This is a genomic window from Chryseobacterium sp. Chry.R1 (assembly GCF_039645525.1).
GTDB classification, from domain to species: Bacteria; Bacteroidota; Bacteroidia; order Flavobacteriales; family Weeksellaceae; genus Chryseobacterium; species Chryseobacterium proteolyticum.
In genome coordinates, this window is record NZ_CP151793.1 from 70,363 (window position 1) to 88,324 (window position 17,962).

Here is a 17,962-nt window from a genome sequence, read left to right on the forward strand (position 1 = left end):
TATGAAAAGAATAATAGAGATCTTATTCGCAATCATAGTATTAGTTTCATGCAACAGTCAAAAAGTATATTCAAATTTCGACATTAGCTATTCCAAAAGCGGAGGCTACGCTCCTGCTTATGAAAACCTACTTATAAAAGATAATACTGCACACTATTCTTTTGAGGGCGAAGGAAAAAAGATCAAACAGGATTTTAAGGTTTCGGATGAAGACCTGAAGAAACTCAATAACATTTTGTCTCAGAATAACTTCAGAAGGATACAGGAAGATCACAAAAAACTGTATGATAACGTAACGACTTCTATTAATGTAAAGAAAGGTCCTAATGAAGGAAGTAAAACGGATGCCAGCCTGATTATGCCGAATTTCAGGACCAATTGGACGAATATCACCAATGCATTTCAGGAGATCATTAATAATAATGTTAAAAAATAATAAATACAATTGAAGACCCATTTCATTGCTATCGGAGGAAGTGCCATGCATAATCTTGCCATAGCACTAAAAGATAAAGGATATCAGGTGACAGGTTCTGATGATGCCATTTTTGAACCGTCAAAATCAAGACTTGAAAACAAAGGAATACTTCCTCAGGAAATGGGTTGGTTCCCCGAAAAGATCACTTCAGATCTTGATGCAGTCATTTTGGGGATGCATGCTCATCAGGATAATCCTGAATTGGCAAAAGCAAAAGAATTAGGCCTGAAAATATACTCTTATCCTGAATTTCTTTACGAACAGTCTAAAGATAAAACAAGAGTAGTTATTGCAGGATCACACGGGAAGACCACCATTACTTCCATGATTCTGCATGTCCTTAATTTTCATCAGAAAGAGGTGGACTTTATGGTAGGAGCACAATTGGAAGGCTTCGACTGTATGGTGAAATTAACTCCTGATAACGATTTTATGGTATTGGAAGGTGACGAATATCTTTCGTCCCCTATCGACCTGCGTTCTAAATTTTTATTATATCAGCCGAACATCGCTCTTCTAAGCGGAATTGCCTGGGATCACATCAATGTGTTCAAAACATTCGATGATTATATAGAACAATTCAGAAAATTTGTAGCCAGCATCACTCCTGGTGGTGTATTAGTATACAATGAAGAAGATCCGGAGGTGGTAAAAGTAGTGGACAATGCGGAAAATTATTTCAGAAAAATACCCTATAAAACTCCGGAGTATGAGATCAGTAATGGGCAGGTCATTTTAAAAACTGAAATGGGAGATATCCCGCTTTCTGTTTTCGGAGCCCATAACCTTCTGAACCTGGAAGGGGCCAGACACATCTGCCGTCAGCTAGGTATTATGGATGAAGATTTCTACGAGGCAATTATGAGCTTTAAAGGTGCCTCAAAACGTCTTGAAAAAGTAGAAAGAGAAGATAAAGCCATTCTTTACAAGGATTTTGCCCACGCTCCAAGTAAAGTAAAAGCCGCGGTAAAAGCTTTTAATGAACAGTTTAAAGGAGAGAAAAAATACGGATTCCTTGAACTGCACACCTATTCAAGTTTAAATCCTGCTTTTTTAGAGCAATATGATCATGCCATGGATGGCCTGGATGAGGCTATTGTATTCTATTCTGAAGATGCCTTAAAGATTAAAAGAATGGACCCGATATCTCCTGATCTGATTAAAGAAAAATTTAAAAACGACCATTTAAAAGTATTTACCAATGCGGAGGAGCTTCATGCGTATTGGGATATTCTGGATAAAAAGCAAGGTGTTTTCCTGATGATGAGCTCGGGTAACTTTGGTGGATTGGATCTCACAAAATAATTATTCATATAAATAAGTAATTATAAAAAAAGCTTCCCTCTTTAAAAGAGGGAAGCTTTTTTATTGTGAAGAAAATATATTTTACATATAAATTTCCTCTCAAAATTGAGAAGTTTTTTTTAGTTGGTTCTCGTAAAAAATCTCCTGATAATATCGTTGGTCCCATCGCCATCCATATCTTGGGTACGGTCTTCCATGATCATTTCGGATTGGGTAAGTTTTGTAACGAAATATGGATAATCCTGTTCCCCCTCATACCAAAATTGACCGGTTGGTTTATCAAAAGTATAGTTTCTGGTAACAACATCAGTCTGAATACACGCAGTACCTTGCTGACCATAAGTTGTTGAAGTCATATTGGTTTGCCTGAACTCATGCGTGCTTTTTTCTGACAATCTGTAGAAAAATTGGTTTTTATCTGATGATCTTTTGAAGTGTACAATTCAGATTTTTCAATATACCACTTCCCGATTATTGTCTCTACATTGGGATCAATAGTATCCAATGTTTCACTATCACTACCACATGCAAGCATTGACAATAAAGCTAAAGGTAAAAATATTCTTTTCATATATGCTGGGCTTAAAGCCTGCAAAAATAGACAATTTTTCAGGATATTTTTTCAACATCAAGAATCAGTCTTTTTAAAATATCCATGGTGGATGCTTCACTGTACGGATGAACCGATTGCCCTAGCCATATATTCACAAACTCCACATTACCTTTAAGTTTTGCCGTTTTTCTTAAAATCCCTGTCAGCTTGTTTTGATAAGGATAAGGCAGAATATAATCAGAATTCTCAAGAGCTTCAATAAATCTATTTCTTATCTCTCTTGCATAACGTCCCGAGAAGCTTCTGGTCAAAAGAATTTCGTCTTCTCTTACCTTCTTTAATCTTTCTTTCTCAAATGACTGCAATGCGCTTTCCTGAGAAGCCAATAATATACTGCCCACCTGAAACCCTTTTGCTCCAAGTTCATTTGCCGCCAATATGGTTCTTGCATTATAAATCCCACCTGCATAAATCAAAGGAACCTTCACATGATCGAATACCTGCGATAAAAGAGACAGACCTCCTATCTGCGGAATCCGATCTCCGCCAAATGTTCCCCTATGCCCTCCAGCCTCAATTCCCTGAACACAGATTATGTCAATCCCAGATTTCTCCAGGATCAAAGCTTCTTCCACTGAAGTACACGTTCCAATAAGGGTTATTCCATTTTCTTTTAATTTCTGAATACTATTATCGTCAAGATTTCCAAATGTAAAGCTCAGTATCTTACATCCTTCTTCAATGATGGCATCAATTTGCTCGTGATAAGTGTTCACTTTAAGATCTTCGAGATCAGGAAGGCTGACCTCCAGATTATTTTCTTCCGCAAGCTCTTCAATAAAGTTTTTGGTCTTTATGTATTTCTGTCGTATGGAGTCTGTGATCGGAGGGATATTATGGGTAAAAATGTTAACGGCAAATGGCTGGTCAGCAAGTTTTTTTGTAACCTTAATCAATTCAACGGATTGTTCCGCAGATAAATCAGCTAATGCCAGAGTACCCAAGCAACCAACCTTTGAGGCTGATGCCGTCATCTCAGGAGTACTTACTCCGAACATTGGAGCCTGAATAACGGGATATTTTACGTTTAATTTTTCAATAAGTGTATTTGCCCAGAACATACAAATTATTTTATTTTAAAGTACAAAAAAACAGACAGCATTTAAGCCGAGCAAAATATGACATTATTCATTCTAAAAACACAATTCCCACAGATCTCACTTGTATACGGACTATTTCCGCAAAACCCTCGGAGCTGTGGGAATTGATTAATCTTTTATTAGATGTCTGCTATAGAATTCAGCATTTTCTTCTCCCATTCAGGATCTTTCGGATCAAAGAACAGTCTTTTACCCGTATCCAGCGAGCGAACGATATTCATTTCATCTTCTGTTAAGCTGAAATCAAACACATTAAAATTCTCCTCAATTCTGGATGGAGTAATCGATTTCGGAATAATAACAAAACCTTCCTGTAGATGCCATCTCAAAATAACCTGCGCTACTGTTTTGGAATATTTTTCTGCAATTGATTTTAGCTTAGGGTTTTGTAGAAGCTCAGCATTTCCGTTTCCAAGCGGACTCCATGGCTCCGTTACAATATTATTTTCACGGTCATAAGCTACCATTTCTTTTTGCTGGAAAATAGGATGCAATTCAATCTGATTGATCACTGGAAGAACAGCCGAATTCGCTTTTAACTCTTCTAGTTTTTCCACTGTAAAATTACATACTCCAATCGCTTTGATCTTTCCTTCATGATATAATTCTTCCAATGCTTTCCACGCACCTAAGAAATCCCCGAAGGGCCAGTGAATAAGATACATATCAAGGTAATCCAGTTGCAATCTGTCCAGTGTTCTTTGAAATGCCGCTTTAGCTTTTTCATACCCATGATCCTGCACCCAAAGTTTTGAGGTAATGAACAGCTCATCCCTATTCACACCACTATTTCTCACTGCGCTTCCCACAGCCTTTTCATTAAGATATATAGATGCGGTATCGATCATTCTGTAGCCTGTTTGAATAGCTTTGATCACAGCATCTTCACAAACTTTCAGATCATCAATCTGCCATACTCCGAATCCTAGTGCCGGAATATCAATTCCGTTATTTAAAGTAACAACCGGCTGCCCTGTGTACATTTTTTTCTGCATAATTCTTTATTTTAATTTTTAACATAAAGTCTAACAAATTTGCAACAAAAAATTGAAATTTTACACCTTAAATCCCTGCTTTATGAAATTTAAAAATTATTTATTTTTGCACAAAAATTAAGATAATGGACTATCAGATTATAAAGGCAGAATCAAAGGATTATCCCAGGATCATGGAAATCTGGGCTTCATCAGTGAAAGCAACCCATCATTTTCTTGCGGAAGAGGATTTTAATTATTTTCAGGAAGTGATTCCTAGAGATTATCTGCCTCATTTAGATGTTTACCTGATAACGGAAGATAATAAAGCAAAGGGATTTGCATCAGTTGCCGGGGATACTCTTGAAATGTTGTTTATCCATGATGATTTCCGAGGAAAAGGATACGGAAAAAAATTATATCAGTTTATGAAAGATCACATCGGTTTTACGAAGCTGGATGTCAATGAGCAAAATCCCCAGGCGATTGGCTTTTATGAAAAAATGGGGTTTAAAAGAGTAGGAAGATCAGAAAAAGATGGCTCCGGAAAAGATTATCCTATTATCCATATGGCAATATAATGGATCCGTTCACACTGATTAAGATCGATGCCTCTTCAGAGATGCCCTATGAATTGCTTCTGCTGGCTGATGAAACTGTGGAAGCAATCCATAAATACATATTTGATTGTGATGTATATGTTCTTAAAGATAAGTCCCGATCGATAGCCGTAATGGCCCTTTACCGGATTAGTAATACTGAATTGGAAATTAAAAACATAGCAGTTGACAGCCCGTATCAGGGAAAAGGTATTGGTGGTCTTTTAATCGATAAAGCGAAGGAAATAGCAAACAAGAATCACTTTCATTCCCTATTAGTAGGAACTTCAGATACAGGCTTCCGTCAAATCCGCTTTTATGAGAAAAATGGTTTTGTGAAAAAAGGAATACACAAAGATTTTTTTATTCAAAACTATCCGGATCCTATTTTTGAAAATGGAATTCAGATGCGTGATATGGTCGTTTTAGAGTTTTTAACTCATCACTTCTCTGAATAATTTCTTGATATGCCCGATCTCTGCCTGATAACTTGTTTTTTTCCGGCATCCGAAATATAAAGTATTTTCCAGCTTTTTATCTCCTTCCCAGATCAATTTTACATCTCCGTTTTCAATTTCATTTTTACATAAAAAATCAGGAACTACAGCCAATCCTGTCCCTCCTTTCAGACAACGGATAATAGAATTAAGATTAGGAACGATATAATTGGGACGGAAATTAGGTTTATGTCCAAAATTCAGGATCCAGAATTGGAATAAGTGTTCCATATCACCTGTTGTTCCATACCATTTCTCCTGTTTAAGCCATTCTTCTATCTTATCAGGATCTTTGGTTTTAAGAACCTTTTTAAAAGCATCGGTATCTACATCTTTCCCTCCGACCAGAATAATCTGCTCGGATGAAAATGCTTCATGCTCAATATTAAGTGATGATCCCTTTTTGGGTGTTATGATAAGATCAAGAATCCCTTTATCAAGCTGATCCAGCATCTCCGGATACTCCCCGAAGCTGATGATCAAATTAAAAGGTAAAGTGGAAACATATTGCTCCAAAGTAGTTTGAAAAGTCTCAAAACACATCCCTACACTGATTGTCGGTGTATGCTTTTCTGTTGATTTCTGAAAGTTTTTCTCTACATTCTCAAGCTTTAAAAGCGGTTCAAAAACAGCATTATAAAGCACCTTCCCTCTTTCTGTGGGAATCATTTTTCTTCCGGTCCGGTCAAAGAGTTTATATCCTACATAAGCCTCAAGTGAGCTTAGATGAAGACTTACACCAGGCTGTGAAATGAACAAACTTTCCGCAGCTCCGGTTAACGTTCCTGTCTTGTAGATCTCTTTAAACGTACGATACCACTCTAAATTAACCATATCAAAGCATTTAAATTATAATACAAAACTACAAAATAATCAGAATACTAATAGATAGAAATTGACTATGCTTTGCATCAATAATTGTAATACCTTTGTGTAAAGGCTTGATTCAGGCATGAAAAAGGACATTCAGACATTTCATCAATTTCTAAATTCTATCGGGGAAATTTCAACACAAGATTTTGACCTGATATGTCAATATATGGAAATAAAGGAAATGGGAGTGGGAACTATTCTCCTGCAGGAAGGAAAAATCGCAAAAGATCTTTTCTTTGTACTGGATGGTATTTTAAAGATCGTCTCCACTAATGAAAAAGGGAACGAAGTCATTCATTTTTTTATTAAAGAAAATAAATTTTGTACAATCCTATACAGTTTTACAGATGAAGTTATTTCAAGGGAAGAAATCATTGCTGCAACTTCTGCCCGGGTTTTGGTATTTTCCAGGAAAAATCTGAATGAATTATTTGAGAAACTACCTCACTTTAAGAATCTGATAGAAAATATTACCCAAAAAACCCTCATGGAAAAAATTAAAGCCAGAAACCATTTAATGGGAGAAGAAGCCACAATACGTTATCACAAGTTTATTTCCAACCACCCAGACCTAATGCTTAAAGTTCCCTTAAGTGATGTGGCTTCCTACTTGGGAATAACGCAACAATCTCTTAGCCGGATCAGAAAAAATATTAACTTTTAATTTTTGACTTAAAGTCATTGGATACCAAGAAGTATCTCCATTCAATTACAATCATAGCTGCTTTTTCATCATAAAAGTTATCTTCATTCATTAAAAAAATCCCCCCTATGGAAAAAAGTACAATAAATATATACTTTTAGCCATTTTTTCGAACCCGTACCGTCTCTATCTTTGCCCTGTTAAGTTATTCTAAAGTCAGATAGCTTAGCAGGGAATCAGACAATTGGTCTGGTCCGTAACAAAAAAAATTTAACCTTAAAATATATACTTATGAAAAAGACTTCAATTTCAAAACAATCAAGGTTCTTACCTTTCTTAGCTGTTTTATTTATGTTATTCGGTGGAATATCTGCTTTATCAGCTCAATCATCTAAAGTAGTAAAAAACATTGTGCTGGTGCATGGGGCATTCGTAGATGGTTCCGGTTACAGGGGTGTTTATGATATCCTTACAAAAAAGGGATATAATGTTACCGTGGTACAAAACCCGCTAACTTCGTTGGCAGATGATGTTCAGGCAACAAAGGATGCACTTGACAAGCAGGACGGTCCAACTATTCTTGTGGGACATTCCTATGGCGGAACAGTGATTACTGAATCCGGAGATCATCCCAATGTAGCAGCATTGGTTTATGTAGCGGCATTTCAGCTTGATGAGGGTGAATCAGCTGTAGACTGGGCAAAAACAGAACCTGCATCTCCTAAGAGCGGAATTTTGCCTCCGGATGAAAAAGGATTTCTTTACTATGACAAAGCTAAATTTCACGCAGGATTTTGTGCAGATCTACCTAAAGAACAAGCTGATTTCATGTATGCTTCGCAAGGACGTTTTTCTGCAGCAGCTCTGGGCGCTAAAGTAACAAGAGCACCATGGAAAACAAAACCTTCTTATGGTATCGTTGCCACTCAGGATGAGGCGATACTTCCTTCTATTCAACGTAAAATGTACCAAAAAGGACATGCAAAAATCACAGAAATAAAAGGAAGCCATGTTGTATTTATTTCTCATCCACAGGAAGTGGCGGATGTGATCATCAGAGCATCAAAAGAAGTAAAATAATAGTAATAAACATCCTCACATTCAAAGCTGTTTCAATTTTTTGAAACAGCTTTGAATTATTTAGATTAAAAATTAACCGACTTTTCGTTTCTCAGAAAAGATGCATAATAATTGGGAATTCCACTGGCTTCAATACTTTTAGCCACCGTTTCGAGCGGATACTCCAGTTGAATGATCTCAGGGACTACCTCTTTTTCATTCAACGTAAGAATTACATAAGATGCTAATCTGTTTTCTTCCTTTGATCGACCCACAGAACCAGTATTAATTGCCCATTTTTCACCGATCTTCTTCTTAAAAGAAATATGAGTGTGTCCCATCAGAATTACATCCGAATCAGAACCCTTCAACATTTCGTGAAACACCTCATCAGCTTCATATTCGTAGAGATAAGTATCATTACTTTTCAGAGATGAATGTACCAGCTGGATATTCCAATGTCTGCCTCTTGTCTTATAGTTTAATTTGATGTGGAAAGGAAGCTCGGCCAAAAAGGATTTATTCTCATCCCTAATAGATTTCCGGGAGTGGTCTATAGCTTCAAACCGAGCTATTGTTTCTTCTTCGGAATGTTTGCTTAGTGGAATTACGGGCAGGTCGAAAGCAATTCTTTCATCATGATTCCCGAGTATACAAGGAATATGGTTCTTCCTGATCTTGTCAATTACTTCATTTCCCCACGGTGCAAAGTCCACCAGGTCACCCAGACAGAATTTTTGAGTAATTCCTCTTTGATCTATATCCTGTAAAACCACTTCTAAGGCCGGAAGATTACCATGTACATCACTAAAAACGGCTATCTGTATCATATACCACTCAAATTTACCTAACAAAATTACATGAGAAAATAATAAATAGCGTGCAGAAGGAATATGATATTCAACCATAATGCCTTAAATTCAATGTATCATTATTCTAATATTAAACTATAATTTATATTATTTTTATCATAGTAAAACACAACCTAACTTTGCATCATAAATTTTAAACAATCATAAAACAATGAAAAAAGTATTAATAATTAATGGTGGACAAAACTTTGGACATTCCGGAGGAAAATATAATAAAACAGTTGCTGATAATACATTGGAAGTATTGAAAAATTTTGAAAATGTAGAAGTTAAAGTAACCAATATAGCAGACGGATATGACAAAAATGAAGAAGTTCAGAAATTTGTGTGGGCCGATTATATAATTTACCACACTCCGATCTGGTGGTTTCAGCTTCCGAACGGATTTAAGAAATACATTGATGAAGTTTTCACTGCCGGACATGCTAAAGGCATTTATCTGAGCGACGGGAGAACAGCCGAAAACCCAGAGATCAATTATGGAACCGGAGGGATGCTCGGTGGCAGAAAATATATGGTAACAACCAGCTGGAATGCTCCAGAAACTGCGTTTACTCTTCCCGGAGAGTTTTTTAATGAAACGAGTGTAGATAACGGACCATTATTTGGATTCCACAGGATGAATGCTTTCGTTTCTTTACAGAAAATGGATAGCTTTCACTTCCATGATGTGGAAAAGAATGCCAATATAGAGCGTGATATGAAACGGTACCAGGATCATATTAAAAATGTTTTCGAAAAAGAATTAAAAGTACAATTAGCCTCATGAAAAGAATACTAATAACTGGAATTACAGGCTATATCGGAGGAAGTATTGCTAAAAAATTACAGGATAAAAACTATACAGTAATAGGTCTGGTCCGTAATGAGACCCATGCTAAAGAACTGGCGTCTGCGGGAATTGAAACCATCATCGGAAGCATCCATAATGAAGCTCTTCTCCGCGATGCCATTGAAAAATCAGATGCAATCATTCACAATGCCGATTCGGCAGATGATGCTTATGCTGTGGACAGCATTATCAATGCACTGGAAGGAACCGGAAAAACATTTATTTTTACTTCAGGTTCAGCTATTTTGGGAGGAAAGGAAAACGGAGAAAAAAGTGACTTTATTTTCACTGAAGATATTCCTTTAACCCCAAGGCTGGAAATGGCTTCCAGGGTTCTGATCAATGACTGCGTTTTAAGATCTGCACAAAAGAATATCAGAAGTATTGTTATTGTCCCTACAATGGTATACGGTACAGGTCTTGGGATCAAAAAAGACAGCATTCAGATTCCTGCCCTGACTCAATTCTCAAAAGAAAAGGGATTTGGCGTTTATTTCGGGAAAGGAGAAAATATCTGGTCAAATATCCACATCGAAGATCTGGCAGACCTCTATGTACTTGCTCTGGAAAATGCAAAAGCAGGTTCCCTGTATTACGCAGAAAACGGCTCATCCAATATCAGGAATATAGCTGAAACCATCAGTACAAAATATGGATTGGAGCCTGCACAATCTTTAAGCGTACAGGAGGCAGTAGATCGGTTTAGCAATGCGGGTGGTTATTTTGGATTTGCCTCTAATAGCCTGTGTAATGCGGACAAAGCAAAAAAAGAACTGGGCTGGACTCCACAGTATCATTCAATCGAAGACTTTATTTAAATACAATTATTATGAAAATATATTTAACAGCGATTATAAAAGCAAAAGAAGAACACCGTGCAGAAGTACTTGAAGTTCTTCAGAACATGGTAAAAGAAACGAGAAAAGAGGAAGCATGCGAACTTTACAGCCTGCATCAGGGTATAGAGAACCAAAACGAATTTGTTTTCTATGAAATATGGAGAAATACAGCAGGGCTTGAACAACACAATCAACAGCCATATATTAAAGCTTTCGGAGCTCTGGTTGATGAAAAACTTCAGGAAGTTCCACAGATTTATAAAACCAACATTTTATAGCCATGAAAAAACTTGCAATTGTAATATTCAGCATATTCATGATAGGATTTGTCCAGTCACAAACCAAAAAATCAATTCATATGAAAAAGAAAATTTTATTTGTCGTAACAAGTCATGACAAAAAAGGAGATACCGGCGAGAGTACCGGATATTATTTAGGAGAGGTTTCTCATCCATGGGAGGTACTTCATCGCGCAGGCTATGATATAGATTTTGTAAGCCCTAAAGGAGGAACACCGCCAGTAGATGGCTTTGATCTTAAAGACCCGGTGAACAAAGAGTTTTGGGAAAACAAAGAATACAAAAATAAAATTGATCATTCTCTAAAACCTTCTGAAGTAAAGCCTTCTGATTATTCAGCTATCTTTTATGCCGGAGGTCATGGAGCAATGTGGGATCTTGCAGATAATACCGAATTAGCTTCCATTGCCTCAAAAATTTATGAAAACAGAGGAATTGTTGCCGGAGTTTGTCACGGACCCGCAGGTTTGGTCAACATTAAACTGAAAGACGGTAAATATCTAGTTGATGGTAAAAAGATCAATGCTTTTACCAATGAAGAGGAATCTGAGGTAAAACTAACGAATGTTGTTCCTTTCCTTCTGGAAGACCAGCTCAAAGCAAGAGGAGCGAAATTTGAAAAATCAGGACTTTGGCAGACGCATGTTGTTACAGATCAAAGAGTGATTACAGGACAAAATCCTCAATCAGCAAAGGCTGTTGGTGAGGCTATTTTAAAAGAATTAAACAAATAATTTCAAACAATTTTTAAATCAAAATGGAATATAGAAAACTAGGTAATACTGACCTTGAATTATCAGTAATTACTCACGGGGCTTTTGCCATCGGTGGAAATATGTGGGGCGGAAATGAAAAACAAGATTCTATAAACTCTATTCATGCTTCTTTAGATAACGGAGTAACCTCTATTGATACGGCACCTTTTTACGGTTTCGGATTAAGTGAGGAAATGATCGGGGAAGCAATCAAAGGAAAAGACCGTTCAAAGATCCAGCTATTAACTAAGTTTGGCTTAGTATGGGACGGCAGCAATCAGGGAAAAGGTGAGTTCTTTTTTAATGCAGAAAAAGATGGTAAAACACTTCCTGTATATAAATTTGCATCTAAAGAAAACATCATTAAAGAAGTAGAAGAAAGCTTACAACGTTTAGGAACCGATTATATTGATCTTTTACAATTACACTGGCCGGATAACTCGACCCCTATCAGTGAAACCATGGAAGCTTTAGAAATGTTGATACAGCAGGGAAAAATAAGAACTGCCGGTGTAAGCAATTACCTTGTGGAACAAATGGAAGAAGCTTCTAAAACGATTCAGCTGGCAAGTAATCAGGTATCATACAGCATGCTGAACAGAGCTATAGAAAAAGATTTAGTACCTTACTCTTTAGAGAACAATACCGGAATTATAGTGTATAGTCCAATGGAGAGAGGATTATTAACGGGTAAATATTTTAAACAAGCTCAATTAAAGGCTGATGATCACCGTAACGGATATTTTGCACAGTTTGATCTTGAAAAAGTAAAAGCTTTTCTGGAAACTTTGGAAACAATTGCCCAGGAAAAAAATGCTACCGTTTCACAGTTAGTCCTACGCTGGACCAGTTTACAACCCGCTATCAGTGTTGTATTGGCAGGAGCACGAAATGCCCAGCAGGCCATCGAAAACGCACAGGCAATGTCCGTTGAACTTTCTCGGGAAGAATTAGATACGATTAATTCTGCCCTTACCGGAATCTAACATAAAACAAGTTGGAAGAGAGAAGCTGCATACTCATTACATCTGATTGAATATCATTTATTCATAAAGGGTTCAATAAACTTTCCTCTTCTAACTTCCCTTCTTTCTAATCCTAAATCATAGAAAATGAAAAATAATCTGATCACATTGTTCGGGTTGACTGCTTTATTGTCTTTTAACACCACAACAGTAAAAGCTCAAAAACAGTATATCAATCCTGACGATCAATCCTGGTACCCCTCAACATACGGGGTAAATGATGAAATAGGAGCCGCTAATCTCCTGACAGCGCAAGTTGTAAAAGCAGCCATTTCGCTTGTAAAACAAGGTAAAACATTACCTCTGGCTGTCGCTATAGATAAAAACCTTCCTGCTTTCCGTCACAGAAGCTTTAATTTATATAACATTCAACCCGGGGAACAGGCCGGCCAAAGTTTGGGCCCTAATAAGTTTACGTTCAATGACGAACTGGTTAATGGCTGGACGGGCGTTGGAACACAACTTAACGGAATCGGACACATTGGTATCAACAATATCTACTACAATGGCAATAAAGCCGCTGATTTTGTAACTGTAGAAGGTGTGAAAAAGCTGGGTATTGAAAAAGTTCCGCCATTTGTAACCCGCGGAGTGGTATTAGATATGACCGAACATTACGGAAAATCCATCGTTCCCGGAGGAACGGAATTTACAGTATCCGATATCAAAGCAGTATTGAAAAAACAGGGAATCACACTCAGAAAAGGAGATATTGTTCTTTTCAACACAGGATGGCTTGAGCTCATTGGTAAAGACAACAAACAGTTTTTAGAAGTTGAGCCCGGTATTGGTATGGAAGCAGCACAATGGCTTGCCGACCAGGGAATTGTTGCTTTTGGCGGCGATACGTGGGCTTCCGAAGTCTACCCCAATCCCAAGAGTAGAGAAGAATTTCCTATTAATCAGTTTATGCTGGCAAAAAAAGGAATCTACAACCTGGAACTGATTGACAGCCGTCCTTTGGTAAAAGAAAAAATATGGGAATTCATGTTCGTCCTTGGGCAACCACTTTATAAAGGATCAACACAAGTAAATATCAACCCTGTCGCTATTTATTAATACTTCAGCGGAATTTGTAGTTTGAAATGATCAGTAAACTGATTTTAAAAAGAGCTTCTCAATGATGAGAAGCTCTTAGTGTTAAATAAAACAATTTCAAAAAATTATTTCATAATCGGTAAATGTGTGCTTATGGCAATTCTGTTCCATCCATTAATCGTTACAATCGCCATAATGATCTGGGCAATCTGATTATCATCAAAGAATGTTTTTGCTTTTTGATATGTTTCTTCCGTCAATCCTTTATGGCTGATTAAGGTAATTTCTTCTGTCATTGCCAGTAAGATCTGTTCTTCTTCTGTGAACAGTTCTAAAGCCTCTCTCCATGCATTTAAAAGATATATCCTTTGTGGAGTTTCCCCATATTTCACAGCATCTTTCGTATGCATATCCAGACAAAAGGCACAACCGTTGATTTGTGAAGCTCTGATTTTAATAAGCTCCTTTTGAAGAGGATTTAAAGAAATGGTCTGAAGATATCCTTCCAATCCCATCATAGCTTTATAAGCTGCTGCATCCGTTTTTGCAATATTTACTCTTGCACTCATAATATTTATATTTTTTTGGTTAATTGATCTGCACTTAATGAAAATTGTCGTTGACTTGCCAATAAAAACGCCCCTGCACTTCCTACCCAGACTGAATAATCGAGAGGAGCTTTAGCCCCCAAAGCAATCGTCATGGATAAAGCAAAAATGAGCAATAAAAATCCGGCTCCGTAAGCTGCTATTCTGGTTTTATACCCCACAAGTAATAACAACGGAATAGCAATTTCAAAGAATGTAGCCGTATAAGCAGAAAACTGACTCAGCCCTTCAGGAAGAAAAAAAGTTAATTTCCGGGTGTATTTCTCAAAATTCTCCCAGTTCCCCCAGGCTGAATTTTTTCCCCAAAAACCAAAACGGTCCGCCACTGCTGAAAGCATTGTCACGGCAATCGCTACTCTTAAAAATAATTGCGGAAATTGCTCTTTTATATTTGTCATTGTATTAGCTTTTAATAACATGACAAAATTCCGATTTTAAAATCTTAAAAAACTTAAACTGGTTTAAGAACGTAACTTAGCTCTAATTTCACTAAGATATTCTGGCGTAAACCCTAAAAACGAAGCAATCAAATATTGTGGAATGCGCTGAATAAACCAAGGATATTGTGTGCTGAAATGAATATAAAGCTCTTCCCTTGACATTTCATATAAATAACGGATTCTTCTCTCAGAGGACGCATAAGCCCGTTGATAGATCATTCTGAAATAACGTTCCATGACGGGATGCTTTTTCAACAAAAGTTCCTGGGTTTCAAGGTCAATTACCAGAATTGTTGATCGTTCTACAGATTGAATACTAAAATCCGATTTAATCTGTCTCTCAAAAGCAAAAGTATCCGTGATCCACCAATTCTCAATCGCAAATTCAGTTGTTTGCTCGACTCCCTTTTCATTCACAAAAAATTTTCTGAGACAGCCATTTAAAACAAAATACATGGATTTACAAACTTCACCTTCAACAAGGAGATTCTGTTTTTTCTTAACTTCCATGATCTGGAAAAAAGATAATACAGAACTATAATCTTCATCATTAATCGTAATGAATTTGTCAAGATGTGTTTTAAAAGTATCCATTTTACAATTTAGTAGTCAAACTTAACTTTATTTTTTTAGTTTTACAATTACAAAATAATTAATCATGGAAATTGTTGCAAAAATTTTGATTGCTGTAGTAGCACTGGAACATATTTATATTCTCTGGATGGAAATGTTTGCATGGGAAACAAAAGGAAAAGAAGTTTTCAAAGCCGCACTTCCTGCAGAAATGTTCAAGCCTACCAAAGGATTGGCTGCCAATCAAGGATTATACAACGGTTTTCTTGCAGCGGGACTCATCTGGACTTTTTTTATTAAAGATGCTGAATGGCAAACCAATATCGCTCTGTTTTTCCTGGGCTGTGTTGCCATTGCAGGAATTTATGGTGCTATTTCAGCTACCAAAAAAATATTTTTTGTTCAGGCATTACCTGCTATTTTAGGAATTATTGCAGTGCTTCTGAAATAACTTTTCACAAAAAGTCTGATATTGTCAATCTTTTAATTTTTCAATTCTTTAATTAATCATTTCTGATCCCCCATCGACTGCCTGATCTTCTCGCGGTGGATAATTCCCCAATTTACTAAAGTTTCGGTAACAGGAAGTACCGATTTTCCGTAATCAGTAACCGCATAGGTTACAGTAATAGGTTTGGTATCCTGGATTGTACGCGTAATGAGTAAGTTCATTTCCAGTTCTTTCAATTCCTTGCTCAGCATTTTTGCAGAAATACCATCGATTCCTCTCTGAAGCTTTTTAAAATGGATCAACTGAGCCGTACGGTTCGTTAAATAACGCAGGATCATCAATTTCCATTTTCCACCTAAAACATCCAGACTATCCCGCATTGCGAATAATTCTTCAGTACAGGTTGCTTCCCGCTCAACTCCGTTTTCTATAATTTTTGACATAATAGTATCCTTAAAGTTACTAGTTACCAATAGTTAACTAGTAGCAAATATAAACTATTCCTGTTTTACATTTGTCTGATAAATTGATTATGATGAAAGCAGTAATACTTAATAAAGATTTCAGATTAGAAGATGGGACGGTTGAAAAGCCCCAACCCAAAAATAATGAAGTTCTGATTCAGATCAAAGCAAGCGGATTTAATCCAATAGACTATCAGATGCTCGAAAACGAACTCGAGAAAAGATTGATAAGCTCCCCTGTTTTAGGACGTGAGCTTTCCGGAATCATTGTCGAAAAAGGATCCGATGTTTCCGAATTTGAAATTGGAGACGAAATATTCTGTGGCAGTGGTTCCATGGGAAGCAATGGTTCTTATGCCGAATACATCAGCGTCCCTGCAGCAATCGTAGTTTTAAAGCCTAAAAACATTTCATTTGAACAGGCTGCTGCTATTCCATCTGTGGGGATGACGGCTTTGCAGACTTTTAACCGCTTGCAGTTGAAACCTACTGACACAGTATTGGTTACAGGCGCTACTGGAGGTGTAGGATCTTTTTTTATCAAACTCTTAATTGCTAACCACTTTAAAAATGTGGTTGCAACGGTAGGATCGGAAGAAAACAGAATGCTATTGCTGGAGATGGGTCTTCACCATGATCAGATTGTAAACTATAAAGAAACTCATCTTCCTGAAAAATTACTCAAAGCGAATGGAAATCAACCTTTCGATATTGGAGTAGATCTTGTGGGTGAGGGTATGTCTGAAGTGACGGCCAAAGTACTGAAAGTTCATGGAATGTATGTGGATATTACTGCGCTAATTAGCAAAGAAGCCAAGGAAATCCTTTTTAATAAGGGAAATACTATTATGAACATTTCTAACTACACCTACAGTATGACAAAGAACCACGATTACTATAAAGACAGTTTAACAAAAATCTCAAATCTCATTGAAGATCACTTGATTGTCCCGCCCAAATATAAGATCGTTGGAAACTTATCTCTGGAAACCGTTCTTAAAGCCCATCAGATGCTTAAAAACAACCTCACCCGAGGGAATAAATTAATTATGACCCATTAAGTTATGAATAGAATACCAAGACGCATTGTAACAGGAATTCAAAATGGGAAGTCAACTATTATTGAAGACCATGAAGTAGAAAATACGGTAGAGCATTTACCCGGATTGATTATTTCAGATCTCTGGAATACACAAAAGACTCCTGCAAGCATGGATTTTGAAGCCCCGATCCCAAACACAGGATTCCCTCAGACACCAAAAAACGGCACCTACTTTCGCTATGTGGTTATACCTCCTGATAAAAATCTGGGTGTTGAATTTAAACCAGGAGAACCTCATCCGATGATGCACCGAACGCAGACACTAGATTACATCATTATTCTTTCAGGTGAGCTTTATCTGATCATGGAGGAGGGTGAAACGCTTCTTAAAGCAGGAGATATTGTTATCCAAAGGGGGACAAATCACGCATGGAGCAATCGTTCCGATAAATCTTGTATTCAGTTGGCAGTTTTGATTGATGGAGGAGAGTAATTGAAAGACGTAAGAATTTAATCGTTAAAGGATCAACGTCCTTTTCATCATTAAAAACTTATTTAATCGATAAAAATTCCTCGCAGATTG

25 protein-coding genes are annotated in these 17,962 nt (G+C 37.0%); 15 read left to right on the plus strand and 10 right to left on the minus strand.

The genetic code is table 11. The annotated features are described in order from the left end of the window. The first annotated feature begins 1 nt into the window (after nucleotide 1). Nucleotides 2-436 carry a hypothetical protein gene (locus tag AAEU33_RS00345; RefSeq protein WP_172284069.1) on the plus strand — a complete coding sequence of 145 codons (435 nt, stop codon included), beginning with the start codon at nucleotides 2-4 and terminating at the stop codon, nucleotides 434-436. 9 nt (nucleotides 437-445) lie between these two features. After that, on the plus strand, nucleotides 446-1,783 hold the full coding sequence (locus AAEU33_RS00350; RefSeq protein WP_345990381.1) for a Mur ligase family protein: 1,338 nt from the start codon (nucleotides 446-448) through the stop codon (nucleotides 1,781-1,783). A gap of 119 nt (nucleotides 1,784-1,902) precedes the next feature. Here AAEU33_RS00350 and AAEU33_RS00355 read toward each other — a convergent pair whose 3' ends face one another. The 4 genes from AAEU33_RS00355 to AAEU33_RS00370 all read right to left on the minus strand — a co-directional run bounded on the left by AAEU33_RS00355 (nucleotide 1,903) and on the right by AAEU33_RS00370 (nucleotide 4,491). Continuing rightward, a complete protein-coding gene (locus AAEU33_RS00355) occupies nucleotides 1,903-2,139 on the minus strand; it encodes a hypothetical protein (protein ID WP_345990383.1) in 237 nt (78 codons plus the stop codon). Next, nucleotides 2,136-2,354 carry a hypothetical protein gene (locus AAEU33_RS00360; RefSeq protein WP_345990384.1) on the minus strand — a complete coding sequence of 73 codons (219 nt, stop codon included), beginning with the start codon at nucleotides 2,352-2,354 and terminating at the stop codon, nucleotides 2,136-2,138. Before AAEU33_RS00360 ends, AAEU33_RS00355 begins: the two co-directional genes overlap by 4 nt. A 38-nt stretch (nucleotides 2,355-2,392) precedes the next feature. Then, entirely contained in the window at nucleotides 2,393-3,457 is a 1,065-nt protein-coding gene (locus tag AAEU33_RS00365) for a nitronate monooxygenase (RefSeq protein WP_345990386.1), read from the minus strand. A 158-nt stretch (nucleotides 3,458-3,615) separates the two neighbouring features. Continuing rightward, nucleotides 3,616-4,491: an aldo/keto reductase gene (locus AAEU33_RS00370; protein WP_345990388.1), complete on the minus strand. Its 876-nt coding sequence runs from the start codon at nucleotides 4,489-4,491 to the stop codon at nucleotides 3,616-3,618. A 125-nt stretch (nucleotides 4,492-4,616) separates the two neighbouring features. Between AAEU33_RS00370 and AAEU33_RS00375 the strand changes: the two genes are divergently transcribed. Together AAEU33_RS00375 and AAEU33_RS00380 are read left to right on the plus strand one after the other, a co-directional pair. Beyond that, nucleotides 4,617-5,051: a GNAT family N-acetyltransferase gene (locus AAEU33_RS00375; RefSeq protein WP_345990390.1), complete on the plus strand. Its 435-nt coding sequence runs from the start codon at nucleotides 4,617-4,619 to the stop codon at nucleotides 5,049-5,051. Then, nucleotides 5,051-5,527, plus strand: a complete 477-nt coding sequence (locus AAEU33_RS00380; RefSeq protein WP_345990392.1) for a GNAT family N-acetyltransferase — start codon at nucleotides 5,051-5,053, stop codon at nucleotides 5,525-5,527. Before AAEU33_RS00375 ends, AAEU33_RS00380 begins: the two co-directional genes overlap by 1 nt. On the opposite strand, the gene AAEU33_RS00385 is transcribed toward AAEU33_RS00380, so the two are convergent. Further along, on the minus strand, nucleotides 5,504-6,400 hold the full coding sequence (locus AAEU33_RS00385) for a LysR family transcriptional regulator (protein WP_345990394.1): 897 nt from the start codon (nucleotides 6,398-6,400) through the stop codon (nucleotides 5,504-5,506). The genes AAEU33_RS00380 and AAEU33_RS00385 overlap by 24 nt on opposite strands. Nucleotides 6,401-6,518: 118 nt before the next feature. Between AAEU33_RS00385 and AAEU33_RS00390 the strand changes: the two genes are divergently transcribed. After that, nucleotides 6,519-7,103: a Crp/Fnr family transcriptional regulator gene (locus AAEU33_RS00390; protein ID WP_345990396.1), complete on the plus strand. Its 585-nt coding sequence runs from the start codon at nucleotides 6,519-6,521 to the stop codon at nucleotides 7,101-7,103. 270 nt (nucleotides 7,104-7,373) lie between these two features. Continuing rightward, on the plus strand, nucleotides 7,374-8,162 hold the full coding sequence (locus tag AAEU33_RS00395) for an alpha/beta hydrolase (RefSeq protein ID WP_345990398.1): 789 nt from the start codon (nucleotides 7,374-7,376) through the stop codon (nucleotides 8,160-8,162). Nucleotides 8,163-8,227: 65 nt separating this feature from the next. On the opposite strand, the gene AAEU33_RS00400 is transcribed toward AAEU33_RS00395, so the two are convergent. Then, nucleotides 8,228-8,971, minus strand: coding sequence for a metallophosphoesterase family protein (locus tag AAEU33_RS00400; protein ID WP_345990400.1), 744 nt, complete (start codon nucleotides 8,969-8,971; stop codon nucleotides 8,228-8,230). Nucleotides 8,972-9,164: 193 nt separating this feature from the next. Here AAEU33_RS00400 and AAEU33_RS00405 point away from each other — a divergent pair, with 193 nt between their 5' ends. The 6 genes from AAEU33_RS00405 to AAEU33_RS00430 all read left to right on the plus strand — a co-directional run bounded on the left by AAEU33_RS00405 (nucleotide 9,165) and on the right by AAEU33_RS00430 (nucleotide 13,822). Continuing rightward, complete coding sequence (locus tag AAEU33_RS00405; RefSeq protein ID WP_273650835.1) at nucleotides 9,165-9,782, plus strand: NAD(P)H-dependent oxidoreductase; 618 nt, start codon at nucleotides 9,165-9,167, stop codon at nucleotides 9,780-9,782. Then, nucleotides 9,779-10,663: an NAD-dependent epimerase/dehydratase family protein gene (locus tag AAEU33_RS00410; protein WP_345990403.1), complete on the plus strand. Its 885-nt coding sequence runs from the start codon at nucleotides 9,779-9,781 to the stop codon at nucleotides 10,661-10,663. Before AAEU33_RS00405 ends, AAEU33_RS00410 begins: the two co-directional genes overlap by 4 nt. An 11-nt stretch (nucleotides 10,664-10,674) precedes the next feature. Then, on the plus strand, nucleotides 10,675-10,962 hold the full coding sequence (locus AAEU33_RS00415; protein ID WP_345990405.1) for a putative quinol monooxygenase: 288 nt from the start codon (nucleotides 10,675-10,677) through the stop codon (nucleotides 10,960-10,962). A gap of 80 nt (nucleotides 10,963-11,042) precedes the next feature. Further along, complete coding sequence (locus AAEU33_RS00420; protein WP_345990407.1) at nucleotides 11,043-11,717, plus strand: type 1 glutamine amidotransferase domain-containing protein; 675 nt, start codon at nucleotides 11,043-11,045, stop codon at nucleotides 11,715-11,717. 23 nt (nucleotides 11,718-11,740) lie between these two features. After that, nucleotides 11,741-12,724, plus strand: a complete 984-nt coding sequence (locus tag AAEU33_RS00425; RefSeq protein WP_345990409.1) for an aldo/keto reductase — start codon at nucleotides 11,741-11,743, stop codon at nucleotides 12,722-12,724. A 126-nt stretch (nucleotides 12,725-12,850) separates the two neighbouring features. After that, on the plus strand, nucleotides 12,851-13,822 hold the full coding sequence (locus tag AAEU33_RS00430) for a cyclase family protein (RefSeq protein ID WP_345990411.1): 972 nt from the start codon (nucleotides 12,851-12,853) through the stop codon (nucleotides 13,820-13,822). A gap of 104 nt (nucleotides 13,823-13,926) precedes the next feature. Here the strand turns inward: AAEU33_RS00430 and AAEU33_RS00435 are convergent, their stop codons facing one another. From AAEU33_RS00435 to AAEU33_RS00445, 3 genes are all read right to left on the minus strand, one after another. After that, complete coding sequence (locus AAEU33_RS00435) at nucleotides 13,927-14,370, minus strand: carboxymuconolactone decarboxylase family protein (protein ID WP_345990413.1); 444 nt, start codon at nucleotides 14,368-14,370, stop codon at nucleotides 13,927-13,929. Nucleotides 14,371-14,375: 5 nt separating this feature from the next. Next, a complete protein-coding gene (locus AAEU33_RS00440) occupies nucleotides 14,376-14,807 on the minus strand; it encodes a DoxX family membrane protein (protein ID WP_228457050.1) in 432 nt (143 codons plus the stop codon). 63 nt (nucleotides 14,808-14,870) lie between these two features. Continuing rightward, on the minus strand, nucleotides 14,871-15,443 hold the full coding sequence (locus AAEU33_RS00445; RefSeq protein ID WP_172284033.1) for a Crp/Fnr family transcriptional regulator: 573 nt from the start codon (nucleotides 15,441-15,443) through the stop codon (nucleotides 14,871-14,873). Between the two features lie 64 nt (nucleotides 15,444-15,507). Between AAEU33_RS00445 and AAEU33_RS00450 the strand changes: the two genes are divergently transcribed. Further along, nucleotides 15,508-15,873, plus strand: coding sequence for a DUF1304 domain-containing protein (locus AAEU33_RS00450; RefSeq protein ID WP_172284031.1), 366 nt, complete (start codon nucleotides 15,508-15,510; stop codon nucleotides 15,871-15,873). 56 nt (nucleotides 15,874-15,929) lie between these two features. Here the strand turns inward: AAEU33_RS00450 and AAEU33_RS00455 are convergent, their stop codons facing one another. Then, nucleotides 15,930-16,316: a helix-turn-helix domain-containing protein gene (locus tag AAEU33_RS00455; protein WP_172284029.1), complete on the minus strand. Its 387-nt coding sequence runs from the start codon at nucleotides 16,314-16,316 to the stop codon at nucleotides 15,930-15,932. Nucleotides 16,317-16,408: 92 nt separating this feature from the next. On the opposite strand from AAEU33_RS00455, the gene AAEU33_RS00460 reads away from it, so the two are divergent. Both AAEU33_RS00460 and AAEU33_RS00465 read left to right on the plus strand, forming a co-directional pair. After that, the gene (locus tag AAEU33_RS00460) at nucleotides 16,409-17,398 is read left to right on the plus strand and encodes an NADP-dependent oxidoreductase (RefSeq protein ID WP_345990417.1); all 990 of its coding nucleotides are present in this window, start codon (nucleotides 16,409-16,411) and stop codon (nucleotides 17,396-17,398) included. Between the two features lie 3 nt (nucleotides 17,399-17,401). Beyond that, the gene (locus AAEU33_RS00465; protein ID WP_273650825.1) at nucleotides 17,402-17,872 is read left to right on the plus strand and encodes a cupin domain-containing protein; all 471 of its coding nucleotides are present in this window, start codon (nucleotides 17,402-17,404) and stop codon (nucleotides 17,870-17,872) included. Nucleotides 17,873-17,962 lie beyond the last annotated feature (90 nt).